Genomic DNA, 22,998 nt, shown 5'->3' on the forward strand with positions numbered 1-22,998 from the left:
TGCCTGACACGGATGCAGAGTGTGATGCCCCGCTGTTCCTCCGGAAGGTCTCTACTGCCGTGAACGGGCATGGTCAAACAACGACATCACAAAGAATTGGCCGCCACTGTAGTTGCTTGTATCCGTTTGCCTAAATGCGTTGCAAATTCCGAGGATCGCAACCTGTTAAACTGTGATGGTGCAACGTATCTCCGAAAACTCTGAATCCCCGTACATGCATTCGGACGACTTCCTGGTTCGACTTAGTAACGGTAGCTATGCCGACTTCCCTGCATACTCGGCACCGGGTACAGCGGCATCTCAACAGTCGTCAGATCCGGCGAGTTCGACACTCGAATTTGTGGCAGGGGACAGAGCGCGCTTTGAGCGCCTCTCAGCCCGTCGATCCTCAAAGATCTCAACGATGCGAATGCGGGCCTTCGGCGCATGTCACGAATCCATCTGGGCGCTCGATCTACTCTCAGAACGGTTCACTTACGGAAAGCACGATTGGGCCAGTCTGAGAGCCGCCGCCGCGCGGTTCGCAGACGAGCCGCGGGCGTTCGACCAGACGCTGGACAGGATGAGCCTGAAGGATTTGTGGGCACTTTCTGAGTTATTGCATGCCCGTGAACTTGACCGTGCGTCTGAACAAGCGCTGTTGAAGTTCATTTCCACACGAGTGCTGGCAGGGGGAGAGTTTGATCGGAAACTGAATGAGCTGCTGATTGAGCGGTTGCTGCATGCAGATCTGATTGAGCCTGCCCGTATTCTTATTTCACGCCTCGATGACAGCTCATGGCGCAAACAGGCGCTTGCGGTAGAGCTGGAGCATCCGCGTTTCGGCGGCACACTTGAAGGTTCATTGCTCACTTTGAACCCGTCTCTCTATCGCTACGGTTTGGAACGGATCAGTTTGAGCGGAGACGGAGGCTCTGGATTTCAGCGGCTGCAGGCCGAGGCCACCGGACCTGTCAACGAGGGGCCGCTGGTCTCTGTGATTATGACGACAGACCAACCGACGGCGAACTCGGTGACTGCGGCTCGATCGATTGTGGAACAGTCCTACCAAAATCTGGAGCTGATTGTTGTTGACGGTTCACCCGGCGAATTTTCACCGGTGTTGGAACAGATCGCCGCGCTGGATGCACGCATCAAAGTCGTCCGCACTTCCGAAAGTTCAAGCCAGTACAGTCGTCGCAACGATGCGATAGTTGTGGCAGAAGGAGCGTTTATCACTTTTCATAGTGATCACGCTTGGGCCCACCCGCGGCGCATTGAAGTTCAGGTGCGCGATCTTGTCGATAACAGTGGCAAACTGGCAAATATCGTCCGAAAGGCACGAGTCAGCGACGACCTATCACTCGTGAGCTCACGAGGCGCACGTCTCGTGGTATCGGAGCCGTCCCTCGTGTTCCGCCGTGATGCTGTGATCGATGAGATCGGGTACTTTGATGGTGCTCGGAAGGGCGCAGGAACCGAATTTCGAAAACGCCTGGAAGCAGCCACCGGCGCGCGAGTTGAGGCCGTAGGTCCTGAAGTTCCTCTGGAATTTGCTCTGATCGATGAGTCTGATGATGCGCAGGACGATTTTGAACAGGGGCTTTGGATTGATCCGGTGTGGCTCGAATACCGGGAGGCGTACTCCCAGTTCCATAACCGCATTAGCGCAGGTGAACAAAGTGCATACTTGCGGTCCGGATACGGCAGACAAGCTTTCGCAGCGCCGGCTCGATGGACGAAAGACGCGCAATCTTCGACCGCTTTCGATGTGATTCTGATTCTCGATGGGCGGCGTTCCCCGAGGCGCAATGAGTTCATCGAGGCAGTCGTCGACGAACTCTATTCGCTAATTGCCACAGGGGCTCGAGTTGCAGTGCTTCAGTCAGACTCGGCGGATGGGGCCGATCGGCCTGGCCCGATAGCAGACGCGCTCCATGAGCTCGTTCAGTCAGGCAGGATCACACAGATCTTCGACGGCGACGAAGTAAAAGCCGATGTGGCGATCGTTCGCCATGCAGTTGCAGTTCAAGGACACTCTCCGCGGGTTCAGTCGCTGAACGTGGAACGAGCTGTGGTTGTCGAGGACATCGTCGGCGGAGACCTTCGAGCAACGACTTTCGCGCAAGCTGACGTGGATGAGACGTTGAAGAGCTGGATGGGGGTCGATCCGGAATGGGTGACTGCCGCGCCGTTGATTCAGCGTCCAGTATTACACTCCGTTGTCGTGGACGATGGAGCTGTTCGCGTGACAATCAGTGCACCGGACTCTCATCAGCTAGTCGCGGTGAGGTTCGATAATGGCGAAGCAAAACTTGACGTTCCGGTTACTGTCAGCAGCGACGATGATGTGATTGCTGCGGCCCAGTTAGAACAGTTCCCTGATGGAGAGCTTCTCGTCTCAATCGTTCGTAGGCACGACACCGACGAATGCGTTCAGGGCTGCAAAGTCAAGCATCAGCGGGTCTTGACTACGCCCGGGGATCGGGTCCTCGTCGCCAGTGGCCGGCTCCTTCGCTTGTTTCCGAACTTCGCTGAAACGGAATCGCGCGAAAGTGCAGGGTTTGCTGAACGATACCTCGACGTGGCTGTCTCGTCGGCGAGGATTTTCCGGGGACAAATAGAACTGAGCTTGAGTCGTGGTCCCGAGGTCAAACTTAATGCATTGCATCTACTGCGAGAGGTCGACGGTCGAATTCGGCGTCACGAGTTTGAGCTCGACGAGTCGGACGGAACTAGCCAAATTGCCATCAGAACCGTGGAAGGGATCCTCGACTCTCGGTGGAAAGTCTTCGGGGTATTTCAAACTCCAGTAGGACCAGTCTCGGCTCCGGTCGATTTCGGACCCGATACCCCGACGCGTGACTCCAAGGACTACCGAATTCGCAGATTGTCCTCCGGCAGTGCGGGTGTGCTTCACATCGTAAAACAACAATCCCAGGTGGCAGTTTCGAACCGCACGCCTTTCCTGTCGATCGTTATGCCGGTGTTCAACGTTGCACCGTACCTGGACACATCGATTCAGTCCGTGCTTATGCAGGACTTCGAAGACTTCGAGCTGATAATCGTCGACGATGCATCCACAGATAACGGTCGGCAGGTCATCGATATGCATAGGGCGCTCGATGATCGAATTCGTGTCATCGAACTGGATCACAACACGCTAGGCGGAGCAGGTGTGCCGAGCAATCTGGGTATAAGAGCCGCGCGGGGTAAGTATATCGCCTTCGTCGACAGCGACGACTGGGTGACGAAGTCGGCATTCAGCCGGTTGGTGGAGTTGGCCGAGAACAACGATGCCGAACTGGTCATCGGCGACTTCCGCACTTTCGACGAGAACGACAGAAGTTTCGCGAACGCTTATGACGGCGAACGATGGCGGAAAATCCCATTGGAACAGGTGATTTCAGCTTCGAGCCATCCGAGTCTGCTGCGCCTTTCACCGGTACCGTGGCGAAAACTGTATCGTAGCGACTTCGTGCGAGCGCATCGCGTGCTGTACCCGGAGGGAGATTACTTCTACGAGGACAACCCACTTCACTGGCATGTTCTGTCACGCGCCGAGCGAGTAGTCGCTTGTGACGAGATCGTCAGCTATCACCGGATGGCACGTGAAGGACAGACGATGGGAGCCTTCGAATATAAGCTGGGTGCAATTGCCAGTCACGCGAACACCATTCTAGAGTCGTTGAAGACCAGCACAGCGGAACACCGGGAGATTCTGTTCGAGGAATTCATCGACTACGTAAGTCGACAACGATGGATAGTGCGTCGGCAGACCCAGCCCGCTGCAGCGAGGATCATCCAGCATCGGCTGGCCGACATATACGATCGTGCGAGAAGGATTGAGCCGACTGCGGATGTTCCCCAGAAGACAGTTTCGCATTTTGCTGGATATCGCACGGCATATCCCGATCTCGATCTCACGATTGTCATACCTGTATACAACAGCGCCGACCTACTGCGGGAAACTCTGAATTCGGTGGTCGCGTTGGAGGGCCTGGCATTCGACGTACTCCTGATCGACGACGGTTCGACCGATGATTCGTTGGAGGTCATGCGCGAATACGAGCGAAAGTTCGCAAACGTTCATGTCTTCGAACAGAAGAACCGTGGGGCCGGGCGGGCTCGTAACGCAATAATTCCGCTGTGTACTGGACGGTATACTTACTTCCTGGACGCTGATGATGTCGTCAACGCAAACGCGCTTCGACAGGCAATCATGAAAGCAGACCATGATGAATCGGACTTGCTTTTCGTTCAGTATCGTATCGAGTACGTCGATGAGGGGCGATCGCGGGGCATGTTCAACGCTGATGCCGAGATTTGGCAGCAACTTCCCGAGGTCGAAGAGACTGAAGCTAAACGGGGCCTCGTCGCAGGGCTTATCAACTATCCGTGGAATCGGATCATCCGTACGACTTTGCTCCATGATGCAAACATATTCTTCGGGCCGACTATCGTGCATAATGATGTGCTTTATCATTGGCACAGCATCCTGGCTGCGCACAGTATTAGTTTCTTGGAGGTCGACGTCTGCACTCATCGGAAGTTCGCTCAGCGCGCGCAGGTTACAAACATCAATGACGAGCGCCGCATGGCGGTGCTCGAATCTCTGCGCGGTACGCATCTGCGTATCTCCGACCTTCATACCTACTATGGGGTGGTAGCCGAACGGTGGCAAGCTTTCGCCCTTCATTTGCTCGAATGGGCTGAGGACCGCATCCCGGAGGCGCTCAAGACTACTTACCGGGAGCGAGCCGCCGAGCTTGCAGAGACAATTGAGGTGTAGCCGGTTGACGGAGAACAAGGGAGGTTCGCCCCCGACGGACGCGCCAAACCGCTTCTTCATGGTTATGGCCGATGGGACGCAGGTCGAGAACCCAGACGTTGAAGGTTTCAGGGTACGGTTCGCCGGCATGGGGAACACGGTCGAAGTGCATGAAGGGTCGCGCTTCATCAACACCGCGGCTGCGCTCTCAAACGGCTCGTCGTTGATCATTGGCAAGACTCACCGCTGGGGCATACGCAACGTTACGTTCAATCTCGGTAGTGCGGGTCACGGCAAAAAGGTCTCCATAGGCGAAAGCTCTTCCCTTAACGAAGCGCGTTTCGAGTTGCACGATTCAAGCTATGCCGAGGTGACGATCGGTCGAGACAACCTGTGGAGCAAAGGGATTTCTGTGCGCCCGGATGACCTTCATCAGATGTACGACATCACGACGGGCGAGATTTTGAACCATCCGGAGCCGATCGTCATCGGGGACCATGTCTGGGTAGGTGCTGACGTCACATTCATGAAAGGAGCGAGAGTCGCCAGCAACTCAATCGTGGGGAATGCTGCGTTGGTGACCAAAGCCTTCACGCAGGAGAACGTTGCGATTGGAGGAGTTCCCGCGAAAATACTCACTGAGAACGTCAACTGGCGCCACGACCATTTTGTGTGATCTGAGGAGGTAGATTTATGGAATCGACCGTTGCGCCTGTAATTACCATAGGCATAACTGCTTACGAACGTCCCACTTCCCTTAGGCGTGCTGTTGAGAGCGTCCTAGAGCAACCCGGCATCATCCGGGGGGAAGCGGAGGTGGTCATCGTAGACGACGCTTCCCAGTCGAATTCTTTCCAGCAATACTGGAACGAGCTCGAAAGGAGCGTTAGCGCTTCGCCGATGCCGCTCACCTTATTTCGCCACGAAGAAGGATCCGGAGGCGCTTCTGCAGGTCGGAATGACATCATCGCCGCCGCTTCCGGAAAATACGTGCTCTTCCTAGATGATGACAATCTCCTGGCGCCGGGCGCCCTGGCAGAGCTGGTGGATTATTTGAGATGTTCCGAAATGGAGTGGGTTTCTGTACGGCGTTCTCGAGGAGGGCGCTCGTTCATGCGAACGCCGGCCACTCGTCACGAAGGCATCAGCCGCCAACTTGCTCTGTGGACTTTTCTGGTCTGTGGCGCCTTTGAGGCCGACATGCTCAGGAGGAACCGTATCTTATTTGATGCGGAAGTCCATCTTGGAGAGGATGCAGAATTTATCCTGCAAGTCGTCACGACCGGAGAGCGGTTTGCGGCTCTGTCCGATCGAGACTACTTCATCGAGGCTGATCCCCAGCCTGATGAAGCCCCTCATATATCCCAGTCAACGCGGGGCGATACGTTCGCTTCCATCCTGGTCGATCACTATGCCAGGATGAGCCAGATCATCTGCCGCTCTGCTTTGAGCATTGAAGAAAGTCGTGAGCTACAGGAGGTAGTTCTGGGGAGGACGCTCGGCCCATACCGACTGGCCGCGCGGCTTGCAGACTCCCACGATGAATCATTCGCTGAGGATGCTCTTGCGGCGTGGTCCGAACACGTACGCCGAGCTATCTGCGATGCCGATGCTCGCCGCTGGGCGGAGCGAACGGGGCGCAAGGCGGTCGTGGATGCTGTTCTCAGGGCCGACCTTGGTTCATTGCGATCGGCTGTCGCGATTGATGAGCTGGTTCAATGAAACTTGCCTTCGACTGGTCGATCCTTTTTCGTGCAAACGCTTCGTCTGTCAACTTTCCGCAGAGTCGCTCTGGTGTGAACGGACGCTGCTTGCTACCAACGGATAGGTGGACTGAATGTCACACTGTTCAGTTCGCATCGATTGCCACCATGGAGGACCTCAGCACTATTAGTTACGGAGATTCCTAGCATTCGGTCGGATAGTTTTCGCCTGTTACTTCACCGCTCCGCGGCGGAACCACAGTGGGACGCTACGTGGCCGTTGTGCCGGGTGGGTCCTTGACCCGCTTTCGTCATCCAGTTGAAGCGTTGACAACAAGTTTGGCGACGTTCAGCTTTGGTCGAGAGAATTTTGCACCCTATTTTGCCTAATACCAGTCTGGCTTCGGATTGCTCAACACAACTCGCGCCCCGACGCCACAACCTCAGGAGGGTCCCAGCTCGATTGGCAGCGATGTGTGGATCGGTGCTGATGTGACACTATCCTGGGGCAACTTCTGAGGTAACGTGCCCCTATGTTTTAAGTCAAGGGGCAGGCACGAGTTTCTTCAAGAGTATCTAGTGGGTCCGAAAGAGCAGGGGTGATCGGTCCGGGACCCTTCTCCCGGACTGATCAGGCACTTCGTGACTGGTCGGTTCAGGCAGCGGTCACCGCCTCGGGTGCGTGGAAGTAGGCACCATCGCGCAACATGGCATAGAGGACGTTGCAGCGCCTGCGAGCCAACGCGATCAGGGCCTGGTTGTGCTTCTTATGCTCGGCACGCTTCTTGTCGTAATACGCCTTCGACAACGGGTCCTTCAACGACGCGAACGCCGACAAGAACAAGGCTCGTTTAAGCATCTTGTTGCCGCGACGGGACGAATGATCCCCGCGGATCGAAGTCCCTGACCGCCACGTCACCGGCGCCAAACCGGCATACGATGCCAGGTGCCCGGCGGATTCGAAGTCCTTACCCACGACTTCGGTGAGGATCCTCGCGGTGGTCCTGACGCCGACTGCCGGCATCGACGTCAGGAGTTCGAAAAGCGGATGCGCCTCGACCAGGGTCTCGATACGTACCAGCACTTCATCCCTCGACGCACGCGTTTGCGCTAACGAGGTCGCCAGCTGGGGGAGGACGAGGCCGGCGGCGTCGGTGCCCGACACCACCACCGTCTGCCCCTCGAGTGCGGTGAAGATCGCTGCCGCCCACCGCTTCCACGCCCGTGGCGCCTTCTTGCGCAACAAGGTCTCGACCCTATGTTTGCCAGCATGCCGTAAGGCTTTGGGTGTCGGGTACTTCGCCAACTGAATATCCGCTTTATTGGGGGCCGTCAATCGTGGGTTCGGGGGCCGGACGCCTGATCAGATAATCGTGTGGTTCGGGGCCAGCTATGGCGTGCATGGGGGCCACTGACGTATAAGCTCCTTCCGCCGCGTGTATAGGGCACGCGGCAGAAGGAGAATATTCATGGTACGCAAGATCAGAGCGAAGCTGGTTCTACAGCTTCGGGCCGAGGGGCTCTCGGGAAGAGCTATTGCATCGTCTCAGGCGATGTCCCGTAAGTCTGTCACCCAAGTCCTCGATGCCGCGAATGCTGCCGGCCTGAGTTGGGATGATGTCAAAGACTGCCCCGATGGTGAGGTGTACAGTCTGTTGTTCCCGGGCCGCGGCGACCATCACAGTGTGTTCGCCCAACCCGACTGGGAACGAATCCATAAGGAGATGGCTCGGGTCGGGGTGACGCTGAAGCTCCTCCATGGCGAGTATGTCGATGCATGCGCTGCTGCTGGTGATGCGGCGATGAGCTACGACCGGTTCTGCCGCACCTATCAACGTCATGTGCTGGTCACTGGCGCCGCTTCCCGAGTCGGTCACAAGGCCGCGCAGACGATCGAAGTCGATTGGTCGGGGCCGACGATGCGACTGTATCCGTCGGGGGCGAGTCAGCCTGTGACCGTGTATCTGTTCGTCGCGTGTCTGCCATTCAGCCGGTACGCGTTCGTGTATCCGAGTCTGGATATGAGCCAGGATTCCTGGTTGCGGGCGCATGTGGCAATGTTCACCGCTTTCGACGGATCGACGCCGAGGATCGTGCCGGACAACCTCAAAACCGGAGTGATCGCTCATCCCCGCGATGGTGAGGTCGTGCTCAACGATGCTTATCGGGAAATGGCTGCCCACTATTCGGCGGCAGTGCTTCCGGGCCGGATCAGAGCACCGAAAGACAAGGCGAGTGTGGAGAACACTGTCGGGCATGTGGCCACGTGGGTGATCGCGGGACTTCGGGACCGACGGTTTGCTTCGCTGCCGGAACTGGCATCGGCGATCGAGGAGCGAGTCGCAGCCTATAACGCCGAGCCCTTCCAGAAGCGGCCAGGTTCCAGACTCAGCGTCTTCACCACCGATGAGCAGCCACTGCTGAGGCGATTGCCGCAGGTTGCCTACGAGATCAGCCGGTGGGTCTACGGGCGCCGGGTGGCCAGGAATGGGCATGTCAGTTGGGCGCGGAACTATTATTCAGTGCCGTTTGCCCATATCGGCGCCAAGGTTGATCTGCGAATCACCGATCGCAGTCTTGAGGTCTATTCCGGCCATGAGAGGATCACGACGCACCTGCTGCTACCGGTAACGGCAGCGAATGAGTATCGGACGAATGAGGCCGACCTGCCGGTCGGCGAGAAGTACCAGCTGTGGGACAAACCGCGAGCCCGCCGGTGGGCCGAGCGGATCGGTCCATCGGCACTGGTTGTCATCGATCGCATTTTCGAGTCTGTTCCCATCGACGAGCAAGGACTCAACCCGGCCCTGGCGGTGTTGAGGCTGGCCCGCCGTTACTCTGCTGAAAGGGTCGAGGCGGCCTGCCGGATCGCTTTGGCCGGTCCGGTGAGGTCCCCACGCTATGCGCATGTGAACCCGATCCTGGTCACAGGGCAAGACCACACCAGAGCCGACGAGGCTCAGCCTGTCGAGCACGGCGGTTACGTTCGTGGAGCCTCCTACTATGCAGGAGGCCGACAGTGACGGCGATCGATACAGAAACCAAGCGCAAGCTGCGCGAGATGGGTGCGACACCTTTGCTGGAGGCACTCGAGTCCCAGGACGAGGACCTGACTATGGGAATGAGCTTCGATGAACGCCTGCAGTTGATCGTCGACGAAGCCCACTCGAGGTTCAACCATGCCAAAGTTGAAGGACTCATCCGCCGGGCCGGACTACGATACCCGGCAGCGGACCTGCGGCAACTGTCCCGCGTCGATGAGAGAGGACTGGATCAGAACGTGATCGCGCAGCTAGGAACCTGCGGCTTCATCGACCGCGGCCAGAACGTCGTGTTCCAAGGATTCACCGGTTCGGGAAAGTCCTATCTGGGATGTGCTCTAGCAAAACGAGCCTGTCAGCACCGGATCCGAGCTCACTACATTCGCATGCCTGATCTGGAAGAGGCCTGGGCACTAGCAAAGGACAAACCGCTGGGCACGACGAAGTTATTGAAGAAATACGCCGCGTTCACCGTCCTCGTCATCGACGAATGGTTACTCGATCCTCCCGATGAGGCTATGCGCAGTATGCTGCTGGAACTGCTCGAGCGCCGCTACGACACGGCATCGACGGTGTTCTGTACCCAGTATGCGAAGAAGGACTGGCATCAACGACTAGGGTCTGGAGTCCACGCGGATGCGATCATGGACCGAATCGTGCACAACACGATCTGGGTCGAGACTGGCAGTCATAACATGCGTGAACATGCTGCTCTGAATTCGTGAGAAACCGTCGGTGGGTGGCTGGTGGACCCGATAGTCCCGGCTGCTGGCCCCCACCGGCAATATCGGTGGCTCCCAAACGCACGATCGACTGGTCCCCAAAGCTTCAAATACTCAGCCAACAGCGCCAGCATCGCTGGATGATCCAAATGCGGACCGACCACGGTCTCCAGTCCGGGGTGGATCTGAGTGAGCAAACCTCTGATCCGGTTCGATGTCGCCGTGGCCTGTTTGGACAGGTCATCGTCATAGCCACACAGCATGGACAGCTCGGCAACGTTCTCATCAGCGACCCGGATGCCTCGCAGCGTCTGCGGCATCGTGCGGGCGGCATCAGCGATGATGGCGGCATCACGAGCATCGGTCTTTGCCTCACCCGGGTGCAGGTCGGCGATGCGGCGCATCGCCAACCCCGGCAGGTAAGCCACCGGGATGTCCTCGGCCTGGGCGACCGCGACGGGCAGCGCCCCGATGGTGGCGGGTTGGTCGACGATCACGAGTAGCTGGCCGTGTTTGCGCAGTCGACTGATCAGGGTCCGCAGCTTAGTTTCATTCTGCGGCAGAGCCTTCGACAATAACTGTTTCCCGTCGCGGTCCAAGGCGACAGCGTGGTGGTTGTGTTTGCCGACATCGATACCGATGAATACGTCGATGTCAGCGTGGTTGGTGATCATGTCACTCATCTTCTTTGTCAAGCCCCGGGTTTCGTAGAGGCTCCTTTTCTTGGTTTCCTAAGCAGCCGCAGACTCTGTCGCGGACTGGTTGATCCATTCGGAACGGACCTCGAGCGGCGGGCGGTAGTCAATCGCTGAATGCAGTCGTTCCTGGTTGTACCAGGCCACCCACTTCGACGTCTCCGCCATCACCTCGATCAACCCCGACCACACTTTCCGGTCGATAAGTTCTGCCTTGTAGACCGAGTTCAGCGCCTCGGCCATAGCGTTATCGTATGAGTCCCCACGCGATCCCACAGATGCCACGACCTCTGACTCCGCCAGGGTTTCGCCATAGCGAATCGATCGGAATTGCACGCCGCGGTCGCTGTGGTGGACGAGCCCCGAGACGTCTTCGCCGGCCCGGTATTTCGCAGCGAGAGCCATTGTCAGTGCGTCCCTGGCCAGTGACTCCCGCATATGGTTCGTCACCTGCCAGCCGACGATCTCGCGGTGGAAGACATCAAGGATGAACGTCGTGTACACCCATCCAGCAGACGTCGGAACATACGTAATATCCGCGACCCACAAACAATTCGGGGCCGGTGCTGCGAACTGACGTTCAACGAGATCATCCGGACACTCCTCGGCACGGGCTGAGTCCGTCTTCGGCCGTTTCCGCTTCCGCCGGATTCCGTCGATGCCTAGCTGGCGCATCAACCGTTCCACCGTGCAGCGGGCCACCGGACCGAACTGGTCAGCGTAGTCGCGGTTGATCGCCTTCCACATCTTCCGCACCCCGTAGCAGGAGTAGTTCGCCTCATACACATCCTGGATGACCACCATCAGTGCCTGGTCCCGGCGGGCCCGGGCTGATGGTTGACGCTTCTTGTAGGCGTAATACGAGCTCACAGCAATCCGCGCGGCAGTCCCTTTCAGGGCGCGCACGATTGGCTCGACTCCGAACTCGTCGCGATTGTCGTCGATGAAGGCGACGATCACTTCGATGGGCGGTCGAGCTCCGCCGCGAAGAAAGCCGATGCCCTCTTCAGAATCTCGTTGGCCCGCTTCGCTTCAGCCAACTCAGCCCGCAGTCGGCGGTTTTCGGCCTCAAGATCGACTGACTCAGTCGGTGTGGCTTTGCCGGAGTCTTTGTGCTTACGTACCCAGACTCGCAGGGTCTCTTTGCTCAGGCCGAGTTCGTTCGCGACGCGGGTGACCGCTCCGTTCGCGGTGTCTGGGTCGGCCTGGGCATGCAAGACGAGCTCGACGGCACGAGCCTTGAGTTCGTCGGTGTATTTCACTGGCAAGAGAGAATCTCCTTCTTCCAATCTCCCTGCCTCTATTATCCCCGGGGCGATTCACTTCGACTCATGTGACCGGATACTGTTGCGGTTCGGCTGGCCGGTAGTGCTGGGTGGCTCCTGGGCTCGGCATCCACGTTACGGTCGGGCTCAAGGCATGTGTTCTGCCAATGGTTCTGGCCCCTATTAGCGATTTCCCTGGTGCCTTCGAACCCCGGTGACTACACCCCCCCGGATCATGATGACTGGGGGAATGGATCATGCCGGGGTCCTCAGGCCAGCGACCCCTTCTATCCTGACGGATGGTGGGGCTACTTAAAAGGTAACGGGGGCAATCTCGGTCCAAATCGTGACTAAACGGCCGGGCACACTCACCGTGTACGAGCACCGCGGATCCGCCTACCACGCAACCCAACTCGCAGCACTCGAAGAAGCCAGCTGCGAAATGATCCACGAATCCACTGGGCAGTTGTCTCATTGACCTCGATACTCGCGGTCATGTCTCGATGGCTTTGCGTCGGAGAGAGAAAACCGGCATCTTGGACACTATCGGCACTGCCTATGACAGGATGATTTGCGGAGCGTCATCGCGCGCGTACTCACTCAAAAACAATAGTGGTCGCGTGCGAAACCGAATGAATGGACATCACTGTTTGCCAGAAGCTGATCGTCATCTACAGACCATGTGTGAGCGTGGTCACCGCGCACCTGCACAAAGTTGAATCTGTCTGCCGAATAGATGCGGGCACCGTCCGAAATAAGGCGTTCTTGCAGCTCCGTGTCCTCGCCCTGTGTCCGTTGAGCGAACGGATGATCTAGGAATAGTTCTCGGCGTCCCATGAGAGTGGGGCCCATGACGAGATCCGTGTATCGGTGCTCCCGCTCTGGGAACCGGCACATGACTATGTCGCGTCCTCGCAGATGCAGGTAGTGGGCTTGCTTGCCCACCAGTTCAGCGTTTGAAAAGCGCAGCGCCGCCAGCTGATCAGTCAGATAATGGGAACCGTAGATGTCGTCGTCATCCATCTTCGCCACAATCGTTCCGCCTGCCGCTGCGATCCCTCGATTGAGGCAGGTTCCCAGGTGCTCTATGCCATCGACGACGACGACCTGCATGTGTTCGACGCCGGCATCGTTGGCGCGGGCGGCGAAGTCAGGCGGCACAGTGAAGCCGTGAGTTACCAACACGAGTTCCCTGTCACCGTGAGTCTGCGCGGCATGTGTAGTGATGATGTCGTTGAGGTGTTCCGGACGGTTGGTTGATACCACTGCAGAGATCGACGCCTGGAACGGGTTCTTGTGCTCCATCTCAAGGGCATCCATCACAGCCAGTGCTCGGTGAGTGTAGGTGTGTTCATTCCATATACGCCGCTGTACCTTGTGAACGGTGCGATCCCGAAGTTCTCTACTGCGGACGAATGCGCGCAGCACCTGCTCGGCATTTTCCTTGGTCTCCGGCTGCGGAACCTCATCGGTGGGAAAGAACTCCTTAGTCGCCGCGCTCGGAGTAGTCACCACCGGGGTACCCGCAGCTGTGATCTCGAAGATGCGTCGGGCGCACATGCTAGGGGATTCGACTACAGAATTGACGTTGAGGAATACTTTGTAATGCTTATAGGCCGTCAATAGGTTGCGGTATGGCAGAGACCCGACTACGCGTTCGGCCAGCGGTCCTGGGAATTGATAGCGTTCGTCGTCGCCAAGGAACCGGGAGAAAATCTCAAGCCCGTGTTCCATTCGCCCCGAGACGGACTCCGCAGCTCCGAGGAGTAGATCCATCTGCTCGCGACGTTCTGGGTATTTGTGCGCGAAGTACATTCCCGCGAAGGCGATGTCGCGAGCGGCAAAATTGTGTGCAGGTCGAGAGGGATTGTGAATCGCCGGTTGAGCGGCGAAGGGCAAGACTATGACACGATCGTGGCCAAGCCGCGTCTGATACTCAGCGACCAGGCGAACGTCGCTAGTGAAGACAACATCGCAGAGTTTGGCCAGTGGCAGGAAGTCCTCGAAGTGAGGGGGGTCCTCCTTGTTCCAGAACACTGCCGGAATACCACGTCGTCGGCACTCTGCCAGCAGCTCGGTGATCTCTTTGCTCGGACCCGAAGGGCTCGTGAGCTTGTACTTCCAATCCCCGTGGTTGCCGTTCCACGCCGATTCGATGAATACGAAATCGAGACCATCGAGCTCCTTCGCCCAGTTCCTGCGGGTGAGTTCGGTCGTCGACCATTCGTAGCCGAAGCTCTGCGCCGAGAACTCGTCAAGAATAACTCCAACCCGGCATTCGGCGAAGATTGGCGTGCGCTGCGGTTCTGGCAATGCCGGAAAAAGCTCCGTAAGGACATCTCTCGATAGAGTGCCTGTTGCGATCTGGTTGGAGGGCTCTGCAACACCCTGTACGATCGCTCGGCGGCGTCGCCAGGTCGACAACTGGGAGATACCCCCCTTCCGCCAATGCCACAGTGCGGTTCTCAGTGTGCGAAGCGGTGTCGGTGACAAGGAAGGAGTCCTCTCGGAGGTGGCGGGAGTGCGAAGATCGATTGCGCGGATCGTGAACCGGTGACGCACAAGCGACCTTGACCGGAAGTGCGCCGGATGCGGCAAAGTGTCTTGTAGAGCCCAGCCGATTCTCCAGGACAGCGGCACTATTCCTGTACGAAACCTGTCAGGCCCAATAGTACAATCAGGGAGTCGAATGAGACTCGGCAAGGCTCGATGAGACGCGGGTCACCGAATTGGAACATGCCGAGCCTGACCACAGATTTCGGGAGAAAAGAGGACAGTGGGAAGCAATTCTGGGCCCATTCCCTCACGGACCCCACTGAGACGGCACGGCAGAGTCCTGGCTCTGTCACTCATTGATGGTCTCGTCTTTGCGTTCCTCGTCGTGGCGATGACGCTTGTGAGATACGACTTCCACGCGCAGCTCGTTAACGTACCCGGCATGTTCGTGTGTTCGGCGATCGCCATGATCGTATTCCTCATCGGCGGACCTCTGGCGATCTATCGCGGTCGCTACCGACGCGGTTCGACCGACCAGTTCGCGGCGATCGTCGGAACGGTCGCCCTGGGTGTCGGAATCATGTGGGTTGCCGAATTCGCCTTCGCCAGCCGTCTGCTCATCCCCACCAGCGTCCCGATCGCTGCAGGCGCGCTGATGATCGTGGTCAAGAGCCTCGAGAACTGGGTGCGTCGCAATCTGCGCCAGCGCAGTCTCACGACTTCGGGATCGTCCCGGCCGACACTCGTCGTCGGAGCAGGCGATCAGGGGATGCTCGCCCTTGACATGATTGCCCACGACGCGAGAAGCGAGTACGTCGCCGTCGGAATTCTCGACGACGATCCGGCCAAGCGGCATCTGCGTTACAACGGCATCAGAGTGCTCGGGCCGATTTCTGAAATCGCCGCCCACGTCGACCGCACCGGCGCGGGAGTCGTGATCATCGCCATCTCTGATCTGCCTCCCGACGAGCTGTCCCGAATCGCGTCGAACCTCGAGTCTCGTCCTGTCGAGATCAAGATCATGCCGAAGCTCTCGGATTCTGACTACACGCGACCGGAACCGGACTCTCTCGACGTCGCCGATCTGCGGCATCGCGGCTTCCGCGATATCAGCCTTGAAGATCTCATCGGACGTCAGCCGATCTCGACCAATATCGATGACATCGCTTCAGCGATCACCGGCAAGGTCGTGCTCGTCACTGGCGCAGGCGGTTCCATCGGCTCCCAGCTGTGCCGACAGGTCTCTCGCTTCGATCCTGCCCGGCTCGTCATGACGGATCGAGACGAATCCGGGCTTCACGCCACGGAACTCGGGCTCGAAGGCTCAGCGCTGTTGACAAGTGATGACCTCGTTCTCGGAGACCTGAGAGACCCCGCTTTCATCGATGCCCTCGTCGCCGAGGCGCAGCCCGACATCATCTTCCACGCTGCGGCGCTCAAACATCTGACCTTCCTCGAGCGGTTCCCGGAGCAGGCAGTGCGCACGAACGTCGGTGCGAGCCTCGATCTGCTCCAAGCTGCTGTGACTCATGACGTCGATTCCTTCGTTCATATCTCCACTGATAAGGCCGCAGGAGCAACCTCCGTGCTCGGTCGGACGAAGTTTTCCATCGAACGGGCGATCGCTTCAGTGGCTGCGCAGACCGGGCGGCGGTACATGTCGGTGCGTTTCGGCAATGTGCTCGGCTCACGAGGGTCGGTGCTCGAGACCTTCGTGGCTCAGGTTGCAGCCGGCGACCCCGTCACCGTCACCGACCCCGAAGTCACTCGCTATTTCATGACCGCCGATGAGGCATGTGAACTCGTTCTTCAGGCCGCTGCGATCGGCGGTCCCGGAGAAACCTTGGTTCTCGACATGGGCGAGCCGATTCGCATCGACGACCTTGCCAAGCGAGTGATCGCACTGTCAGGTCGCAGTGATGCAAAGATCGTCTACACGGGCCTGCGGCCGGGGGAGAAGCTCACCGAAGCGCTTCTGTCACCGGGTGAAGTCGACAGTCGTCCCAATCATCCGCTCATCACTCAAGTGCCGGTCACCCCGATCGATCTTGAGAAGCTTTCAGGTCTCGTCGCTGAATCCCGCGATCCTCAGGTCTTCACTCATCGAGATGACCTCGAGGCACATCTGACACGTCTGCTCGACGCCGAGCCACAGGACACCGGAGTCGGCCTCTGATGGATCTGCAGTCGCTGGTGATCTTCGTCGTGGCCGCAGTGGTCACGGTGGTCGCCGCACTCATCGTCTTCCCACTGCTGCGCAGAGCAGGAGTCGTCGATGTCCCCTCGCATCGTTCCTCGCACACACTGTCGACTGTGCGGGGCGGGGGAATCGCCATCGGGTGCGGGATCACAGTCGCAACGTTGATCGCCATAGTTTGGAGCGTCACGGAACACGGAGTATTCGGGGTTGGCAGCATCCTCCTGCCCATCGGGTTCTTGGTGCTCACATGGTGTTATTCCGCGATCGGTATGGCCGACGATCTCGACTCACTGCGTCCGGCAGGCCGACTGGTCGGGCAGATCGTCCTGGCGCTGCTGTTCAGTGCAACCATCGCAATGATCTCCTCTCAGGGCATCGCCCACGTGCTTGCCTTCGCTGTCATGGGAGTGTCCACGGTCAATGCTGTGAACTTCGTCGACGGCCTCAACGGATATGTCACCGAATGGACGATCATCACAGCCGGCTGGTTCGCCTTCGTCGGATCATGGATCGGCGAGAACGACATCGCCTTGCTTGCACTGGCACTGGCCGGCGCCGCTGTCGGTTTCCTTCCCTTCAACCTCGGCCGGGCCAAAGCGTTCCTCGGAGACACCGGTAGCTACGGAATCGGTGCAGCTGTCTTCGCGCTCGCCGTGTGGCTCTTCGTCGAAGGTGTGCCGATCGTCGTCATCGTCGCTCCGATGATCTTCGTCTACTTCGATGTCGGTCTCACCCTGGTTCTACGCCTGTTCCGGGGCGAGAACATTCTGCTCCCTCACAGAGAGCACATCTACCAGCGCATCCAGCAGGCAGGGTGGCCGCACAGCTCTGTCTCGCTCTTCCACGCGTCACTGTGTGTCCTCGCCTGCGTAATGGCTGTACCGACGCTGCTGAGCGGCAACACGGCGACGACGTATCCTGCCCATGTGTTCTGGGTAGTGTTGCTTGCTCTCTACGCGCTGTTGCCGTTGTGGCTGCGGCGACGCGCACGGAAGGAGGCGGCGACTGCATGAGGATCCTCCTGCTCAGCCACTACTACTGGCCCGAGGTCGGCGCCCCGCAGCGCAGGTGGGCGACCCTCGTCAGCCACTTTGTCGACCGAGGGCACCAGGTCATCGTCGCCGCTCCTCATCCGCACTATCCGCACACCAGGCGCGATGAGTTCTTCGGTTCCCAGGTCGGACGTCTGCGGAGACGGGTTGCGGCGAAACTCGGCGGAACGTGGGAGACCGGCGAGCTGGGGGAGCGGATCATTCGTGTGCCCTACCTGCACAGCGGAAGCTCCATGGCTCGGCAGCTGCTCGACCAAGGAGTCGCCTCGGCAGGAGCCGTCAACGCGATCATCGGCAGAATGCGCGGTCCGCGTAGACCCGACGTTGTCATCTCGACTACGCCGGCACTGCCGTTCCTCTTCGCGGGGGATATCATCGCCCGAGCACTGCGTGTTCCTCATATCGCCGAGGTGCGAGACGTCTGGCCCGATCTCATCAGCGATCTGGCACTGGTGACGAACGCGATCGGAAAGTATATTCCTCGGGCCGCGACATCCTATCTCGAAGAGAAAGTTCTTCCCGGACTGCTCACTGTCGTTCAGCGTCGAGCCTCTGCGGTTGTCGTGACAACAGAAAGCTTTCGTTACCTCCTTCAACGTAGGGGGATCCAGGCCGAAGTCGTCCGCAGCGGTGTCGGACGGTCAGAGATCGACCAAACGCCTCATGAATGCACCGCAGATGGCAGGGAGACTAAACTGCTCTATGTCGGTACCGTCGGTCGGTCACAGGATCTTGCCTCGGTGATCGCTGCGGCCTCTCGAACTCCCGGTATCAGGGTCCGCATCGTCGGCGACGGTGCCGACAGATTGAACCTTCAGACTCTCGCCGGAACACTCGGAGCCCCGGTCGAGTTCTTCGAACAGACCACCGGCCAGGCCCTCGCCGAACATTGGGAGTGGGCCGACGCGGGTCTCGTCAGTCTCGGCGATGTTCCCGCTCATGCGCTCACTGTGCCATCGAAGCTCTATTCGCTCTTGGCCCGTAGGGTGCCGATTCTCGGCGTTGTGGCAGGAGAGGCAGCCGAGATCATCAGCGAGAACAAGGCCGGCATCGTTGCTCGTCCCGGCGATGTGGATTCGATTGTCACTGCGATGCAGGCACTGGTGCAGGGCGTTGAGAGTCCGGATGCAGCCGGGCATCGGTGGGTGGTCGACCACGCATGCGTCGATGTGATGGGTGCCGAATACGACCGGATCCTTAAGCAGGTGCGGTCATGAACCTCAAGTTCCTTGCTAAACAGATCGGCAATGCGGTCATCACGACTGCCGGCCATATGAACGACGACCGTGTGTTCTTCTCCATGCAGTTGGCGCGTCGGCTCCCGAAATCAGCTTCACACACGGTCGGCCGTCTGCTTGGGAAAGTCCCCGGTGCCGCGACGGGCGCCGCCTCGGCGTGGCTGTTGGGACAGGAGAGCCGTGCCAAAGCCATCATCACAGCGGCCGAAGATGAGCAGCCATCTCGACTGCTCGGAGAGATCGCTCTCAACCTCGGCATGCTCAATGCCGCAGATCGCATAGCTGACTCGCTCGACTCAGCAGCGTCGTTGCGCTCTCGCATTCAGTGGACCGAAGGCAACATCGACGAGGCGATCACAGTGCTCCCGGACGGCAAGCGCAAGCGACGTCTTTCCGCAGAACGAAAATCCATGTCTCCTGGATGGTGGCCCGACACTGACTCGCATCTTGTCGCTCGGCCCGCTGCCTGCACGGGTCTCGGAGCCGCCGCGTCCCTGCATGTGCTGACGAACTCCCTGCCGCACACGCGATCCGGCTACGCCTATCGCAGCCACCTCATTCTCACCACCCTCAAAGACGCCGGGCACCGAGTGGCAGCGACCACTCGTCCCTCCTACCCGGTGACGATCGGCCGCCTCAGCGGAGACATGGTCGAGACCGTCGACGGTGTCGACTATCTGCGAGACGTACCGCTCCGCCCAGCTGCCACACCCACCGCGCGGCTCGAAGAGCAAGCTGCATGGATCGCGAACCAAGCTCTTGAGCGTCAGGTGGACCTGCTCCACACCACCACGCACTACGTCAATGGGCTGGCCACCGGCGCCGCGGCCCGAGCGATCGGGCTGCCCTGGGTGTACGAGGTCCGTGGGGTTCTCGAGGAGACCTGGGCTGCGGCCGGTAGTACCCCTGCCGAACGGACTGCGCGGCGGGAGAGTCAGCGCTTCGCACTGATGCGGAGTAAGGAGATCGAAATCGCCTCAGCAGCAGATGCCGTCATCACTCTCGGCGAGACCATGCGGGAGCACCTCATCGCGGGAGGAGTGCCGGCCGAATCGATCACACTCATCCCGAACTCCGTATCCGAAGCTGTGGTGAATACGGATACGAGTCGCACACCGGCAGAGACCCGAACCCGCCTCGGTCTGCCTGAGGACGGCATCTGGGTCGGCACCGCCGCATCCATCGTCGGCTACGAAGGACTCGACGACCTTGTCGATGCCGTCGCGCTCGCCCGCAGGCAGGGAACGGATGTGCGACTCCTCATCGCGGGCGACGGCGTTGCATTGCCCGAATTGCGTGAACGGGCAGAGGCGCTGGGAGACAAGGCAGTGTTCACCGGACGCGTGTCGCAGACACAGGCCATCGAACATCAGCTTGCGCTCGATGCCATCGTCGTTCCGCGGAAGGATGAGCCAGTCTGCCGATTGGTCACACCGATCAAACCGATCGAAGCGATGGGGCTAGGAAGACCGGTAGTCATTTCGGATCTGCCGGCTTTGCGAGAACTGGTGCCTGAGAGCGCAGGATTGTGTACTCCGCCGCAGGAGCCTCAACGCTTGGCCGAAGCGCTGTCCGAATTGGCTTGCGATGACAGTGCGCGAGAGAATTACGGACAGAATGGACGTGCACACGTTCTTGCGACGCGCAGGTGGAAGGAAATCGGACGACGATATGGGCAGGTCTATTCTCGACTCATGGGAGCTGACGCACAATGAGTGAGACGAAGAATCCCCTGGGACTGAGCTCGATCCCGTCGGTCTCGAGCGAGGGCCTCGTCCCTGTCGGACGGCGGACAAGCCTAGGCAGCTACTTGGCTGCATTGTGGAATCGTCGGCATTTCATCATTGCCGAATCTCGAGCAAAAATGTCCAGCTCGACGAGAAAAGATCTGCTCGGGTACGGGTGGTTGTTCCTTAACCCTTTGCTTTCTGTGCTCGCTTTCTGGTTCATCTTCGGATACATCCTCCAAGCGCAAAAGGGTGTTGATAACTTCCTCGGTTTCCTCGTCATCGGCGTGTTCTTCTTCGGCTACACCGGAAAGTGCATGACAGGCGGAACTGGAGCAATTCGCTCAGGCGCACCAATGATCAAGGGATTTCAGTTTCCGAGGGCCGCCCTTCCGATCTCGGTTGTCGTTCGCAACTTTCTCGATTTCTTGCCGACTGTACTCGTCATGACAATTGTGCTTGCGGTCGTGCCGCCGCTTGAAGTCATCACTTGGCGAATCGTTCTCGTGATTCCTATTGTCATCCTGCAGACAATTTTCAACGTAGGTCTGGCTTGTTTCCTGGCGCGCCTCGGTCACAAGATCCCGGACCTCACGAACTTCATGTCGATTGTCAGCCGATTCTGGCTCTACGGTTCGGGGGTCTTCTTCTCTATTGAAGATCGCCTTAGCGGCCAGCCTGTCCTCTTAGAGCTCATGCAGCTCAATCCGATGCACGCGTACCTCACGCTGACGCGCGATAGTCTGCTTTACGGGGTCGACTCCGATCCAAAAATGTGGATCATCGGTACTGTATGGGCGTTTGGGCTGCTCATCGTCGGATTCCTATTCTTCTGGAGAGGAGAGGAGAATTATGGCCGCCTCTGAGCTCCAGGACCCAACTATCATCGCTGAGAATGTCCAAGTCCGTTATACGGTCAATACCAACGATCCAAGTCACAGGGCCAAAGGTCTTCGGCGCCTGACGAACGCCGTTACTGGCCGCCAGGGCCAGACAACGGTGCGTGCTCTGCGTGGGGTTAACTTCGTCGCTCGCGAGGGCGAAATGGTCGGCATCGTCGGTGCCAATGGTTCCGGCAAATCGACGTTTCTTCGTAATGTTGCAGGAGTAGAACAACCAGATCGGGGACGCATTCTCGTCCGTTACCAGCCGCTTCTGCTCGGGGTCAGTGCTGCTTTGCAGCCCGGACTATCGGGAAGTGAAAATGTCCGCCTAGGCTGTTTGGCGATGGGGCTCTCGCCTGACGAGGCAGCTGACGCTTATGATTACGTCGTCGAGCTCTCGGCCCTCGGATCGGCTATCCACCGACCAATGGGTACCTATTCGTCGGGGATGGGGGCAAGGTTGCGATTTGCCATCGCACTGGCCGCTCGCCCGAAGATTCTGCTCATCGACGAGGCACTCTCGACCGGAGACGCGACTTTCGCCGAACGCAGTGAGCGTGCAATGGACGAACTCCTTGCCGAAGCAGGAACGGTTCTGCTCGTCAACCATGCCGCAAAAGTGATTCAGGAGCTGTGTACCCGCGCAGTCTGGATGCACCGAGGCGAGATCCTCATGAATGGTCCCGCCGAGGCGGTAGCCGAGAAGTACCGCTGGTGGGCGTGGAATGTTGCCAAAGGTAAGGAAGATATTGCTGACAAGCTTCTAGCCGACGTCGTCAGCAATGCGGTCAAAGAGGAAATCAACATCCTCGAACCCGAACTCATCAAGAATCCTATCCCGCGGCATGCGGCGCGCCCGTTCAAGAAGAAGGCCGCGCCTGCACGCCATGTGAAACGACAGCACACAGGCGAAGAAGTCGAAGAAACTCCGACTCCGATGCTCGCCGCTGCCGAAGAACAGGTATGGCCCAAATCCTTTGACGCCGAGATGCCGAAAGCGAAATTCCCGGCATTGCCGAAACCTGCTTCTCAGGCTGTGAGTGCTCCTCGAATCACAGATGCACCGCCGTTGCGGCTGAATCCCAGTAAGAACCGAGTCGTTTTGCGAGCGGCGAATCCAGATGACCGGGCGTCGGCGGTTGCTGCTGCCGACGACTTTACCGGTCGCAGGCTCGCGTCTCGTGCACGCAAGATTGCCGATGAGCGATACGAGGAACGTCAACGT

13 protein-coding genes, 3 pseudogenes and 1 other annotated feature are annotated in these 22,998 nt (G+C 58.7%); of the genes and pseudogenes, 11 read left to right on the forward strand and 5 right to left on the reverse strand.

What is annotated here, in order from left to right:
* Positions 1-562 precede the first annotated feature (562 nt).
* Genes L1F31_RS03085 through L1F31_RS03095 form a run of 3 tightly spaced genes read left to right on the forward strand, consistent with a single transcriptional unit; the run spans position 563 to position 6,472 of the window.
* Positions 563-4,771 carry a glycosyltransferase family 2 protein gene (locus tag L1F31_RS03085; protein ID WP_265419231.1) on the forward strand — a complete coding sequence of 1,403 codons (4,209 nt, stop codon included), beginning with the start codon at positions 563-565 and terminating at the stop codon, positions 4,769-4,771.
* Between the two features lie 4 nt (positions 4,772-4,775).
* Complete coding sequence (locus tag L1F31_RS03090) at positions 4,776-5,426, forward strand: LbetaH domain-containing protein (protein WP_265419232.1); 651 nt, start codon at positions 4,776-4,778, stop codon at positions 5,424-5,426.
* Between the two features lie 17 nt (positions 5,427-5,443).
* Positions 5,444-6,472 carry a glycosyltransferase family 2 protein gene (locus L1F31_RS03095; RefSeq protein WP_265419233.1) on the forward strand — a complete coding sequence of 343 codons (1,029 nt, stop codon included), beginning with the start codon at positions 5,444-5,446 and terminating at the stop codon, positions 6,470-6,472.
* 636 nt (positions 6,473-7,108) lie between these two features.
* Here the strand turns inward: L1F31_RS03095 and L1F31_RS03100 are convergent.
* Positions 7,109-7,795 (reverse strand): annotated as a pseudogene (locus L1F31_RS03100) (transposase); the annotation flags it as partial.
* A gap of 127 nt (positions 7,796-7,922) precedes the next feature.
* On the opposite strand from L1F31_RS03100, the gene istA reads away from it, so the two are divergent.
* Both istA and L1F31_RS03110 read left to right on the forward strand, forming a co-directional pair.
* Positions 7,923-9,476, forward strand: coding sequence for an IS21 family transposase (gene istA / locus L1F31_RS03105; RefSeq protein WP_265417440.1), 1,554 nt, complete (start codon positions 7,923-7,925; stop codon positions 9,474-9,476).
* Entirely contained in the window at positions 9,473-10,219 is a 747-nt protein-coding gene (locus L1F31_RS03110; RefSeq protein ID WP_283255771.1) for an ATP-binding protein, read from the forward strand. The genes istA and L1F31_RS03110 overlap by 4 nt, the downstream gene beginning before the upstream one ends.
* Before the next feature lie 107 nt (positions 10,220-10,326).
* Here the strand turns inward: L1F31_RS03110 and L1F31_RS03115 are convergent.
* From L1F31_RS03115 to L1F31_RS03130, 4 genes and pseudogenes are all read right to left on the reverse strand, one after another.
* Positions 10,327-10,890, reverse strand: a pseudogene (locus tag L1F31_RS03115) (IS110 family transposase); the annotation flags it as partial.
* Positions 10,891-10,947: 57 nt separating this feature from the next.
* The gene (locus L1F31_RS03120; protein ID WP_346732468.1) at positions 10,948-11,871 is read right to left on the reverse strand and encodes an IS3 family transposase; all 924 of its coding nucleotides are present in this window, start codon (positions 11,869-11,871) and stop codon (positions 10,948-10,950) included.
* Positions 11,779-11,907: a sequence feature (AL1L pseudoknot), on the reverse strand. (Overlaps the previous gene by 93 nt.)
* On the reverse strand, positions 11,868-12,173 hold the full coding sequence (locus tag L1F31_RS03125; protein ID WP_265418338.1) for a transposase: 306 nt from the start codon (positions 12,171-12,173) through the stop codon (positions 11,868-11,870). Its footprint overlaps the feature before it by 40 nt. Before L1F31_RS03125 ends, L1F31_RS03120 begins: the two co-directional genes overlap by 4 nt.
* 603 nt (positions 12,174-12,776) lie before the next feature.
* Positions 12,777-14,489, reverse strand: coding sequence for a glycosyltransferase family protein (locus tag L1F31_RS03130; protein ID WP_265419234.1), 1,713 nt, complete (start codon positions 14,487-14,489; stop codon positions 12,777-12,779).
* Positions 14,490-15,063: 574 nt separating this feature from the next.
* Here L1F31_RS03130 and L1F31_RS03135 point away from each other — a divergent pair.
* The 6 genes and pseudogenes from L1F31_RS03135 to L1F31_RS19035 all read left to right on the forward strand — a co-directional run.
* A complete protein-coding gene (locus tag L1F31_RS03135) occupies positions 15,064-16,848 on the forward strand; it encodes a nucleoside-diphosphate sugar epimerase/dehydratase (protein ID WP_265419235.1) in 1,785 nt (594 codons plus the stop codon).
* Positions 16,848-17,885 (forward strand): MraY family glycosyltransferase, encoded by a 1,038-nt coding sequence (locus L1F31_RS03140; protein WP_265419236.1) that lies wholly within the window; start codon positions 16,848-16,850, stop codon positions 17,883-17,885. Before L1F31_RS03135 ends, L1F31_RS03140 begins: the two co-directional genes overlap by 1 nt.
* Positions 17,882-19,141: a glycosyltransferase family 4 protein gene (locus tag L1F31_RS03145; RefSeq protein ID WP_265419237.1), complete on the forward strand. Its 1,260-nt coding sequence runs from the start codon at positions 17,882-17,884 to the stop codon at positions 19,139-19,141. Before L1F31_RS03140 ends, L1F31_RS03145 begins: the two co-directional genes overlap by 4 nt.
* Positions 19,138-20,877 (forward strand): glycosyltransferase family 4 protein, encoded by a 1,740-nt coding sequence (locus L1F31_RS03150; protein ID WP_265419238.1) that lies wholly within the window; start codon positions 19,138-19,140, stop codon positions 20,875-20,877. Before L1F31_RS03145 ends, L1F31_RS03150 begins: the two co-directional genes overlap by 4 nt.
* Positions 20,874-21,755 carry an ABC transporter permease gene (locus L1F31_RS03155; RefSeq protein WP_265419239.1) on the forward strand — a complete coding sequence of 294 codons (882 nt, stop codon included), beginning with the start codon at positions 20,874-20,876 and terminating at the stop codon, positions 21,753-21,755. The genes L1F31_RS03150 and L1F31_RS03155 overlap by 4 nt, the downstream gene beginning before the upstream one ends.
* Positions 21,742-22,281, forward strand: a pseudogene (locus tag L1F31_RS19035) (ABC transporter ATP-binding protein); the annotation flags it as partial. The gene L1F31_RS03155 and the pseudogene L1F31_RS19035, both read left to right, overlap by 14 nt.
* Between the last annotated feature and the right edge of the window lie 717 nt (positions 22,282-22,998).

Origin of the sequence: Brevibacterium spongiae, assembly GCF_026168515.1 — a bacterium.
Classification (GTDB): domain Bacteria; phylum Actinomycetota; class Actinomycetes; order Actinomycetales; family Brevibacteriaceae; genus Brevibacterium; species Brevibacterium spongiae.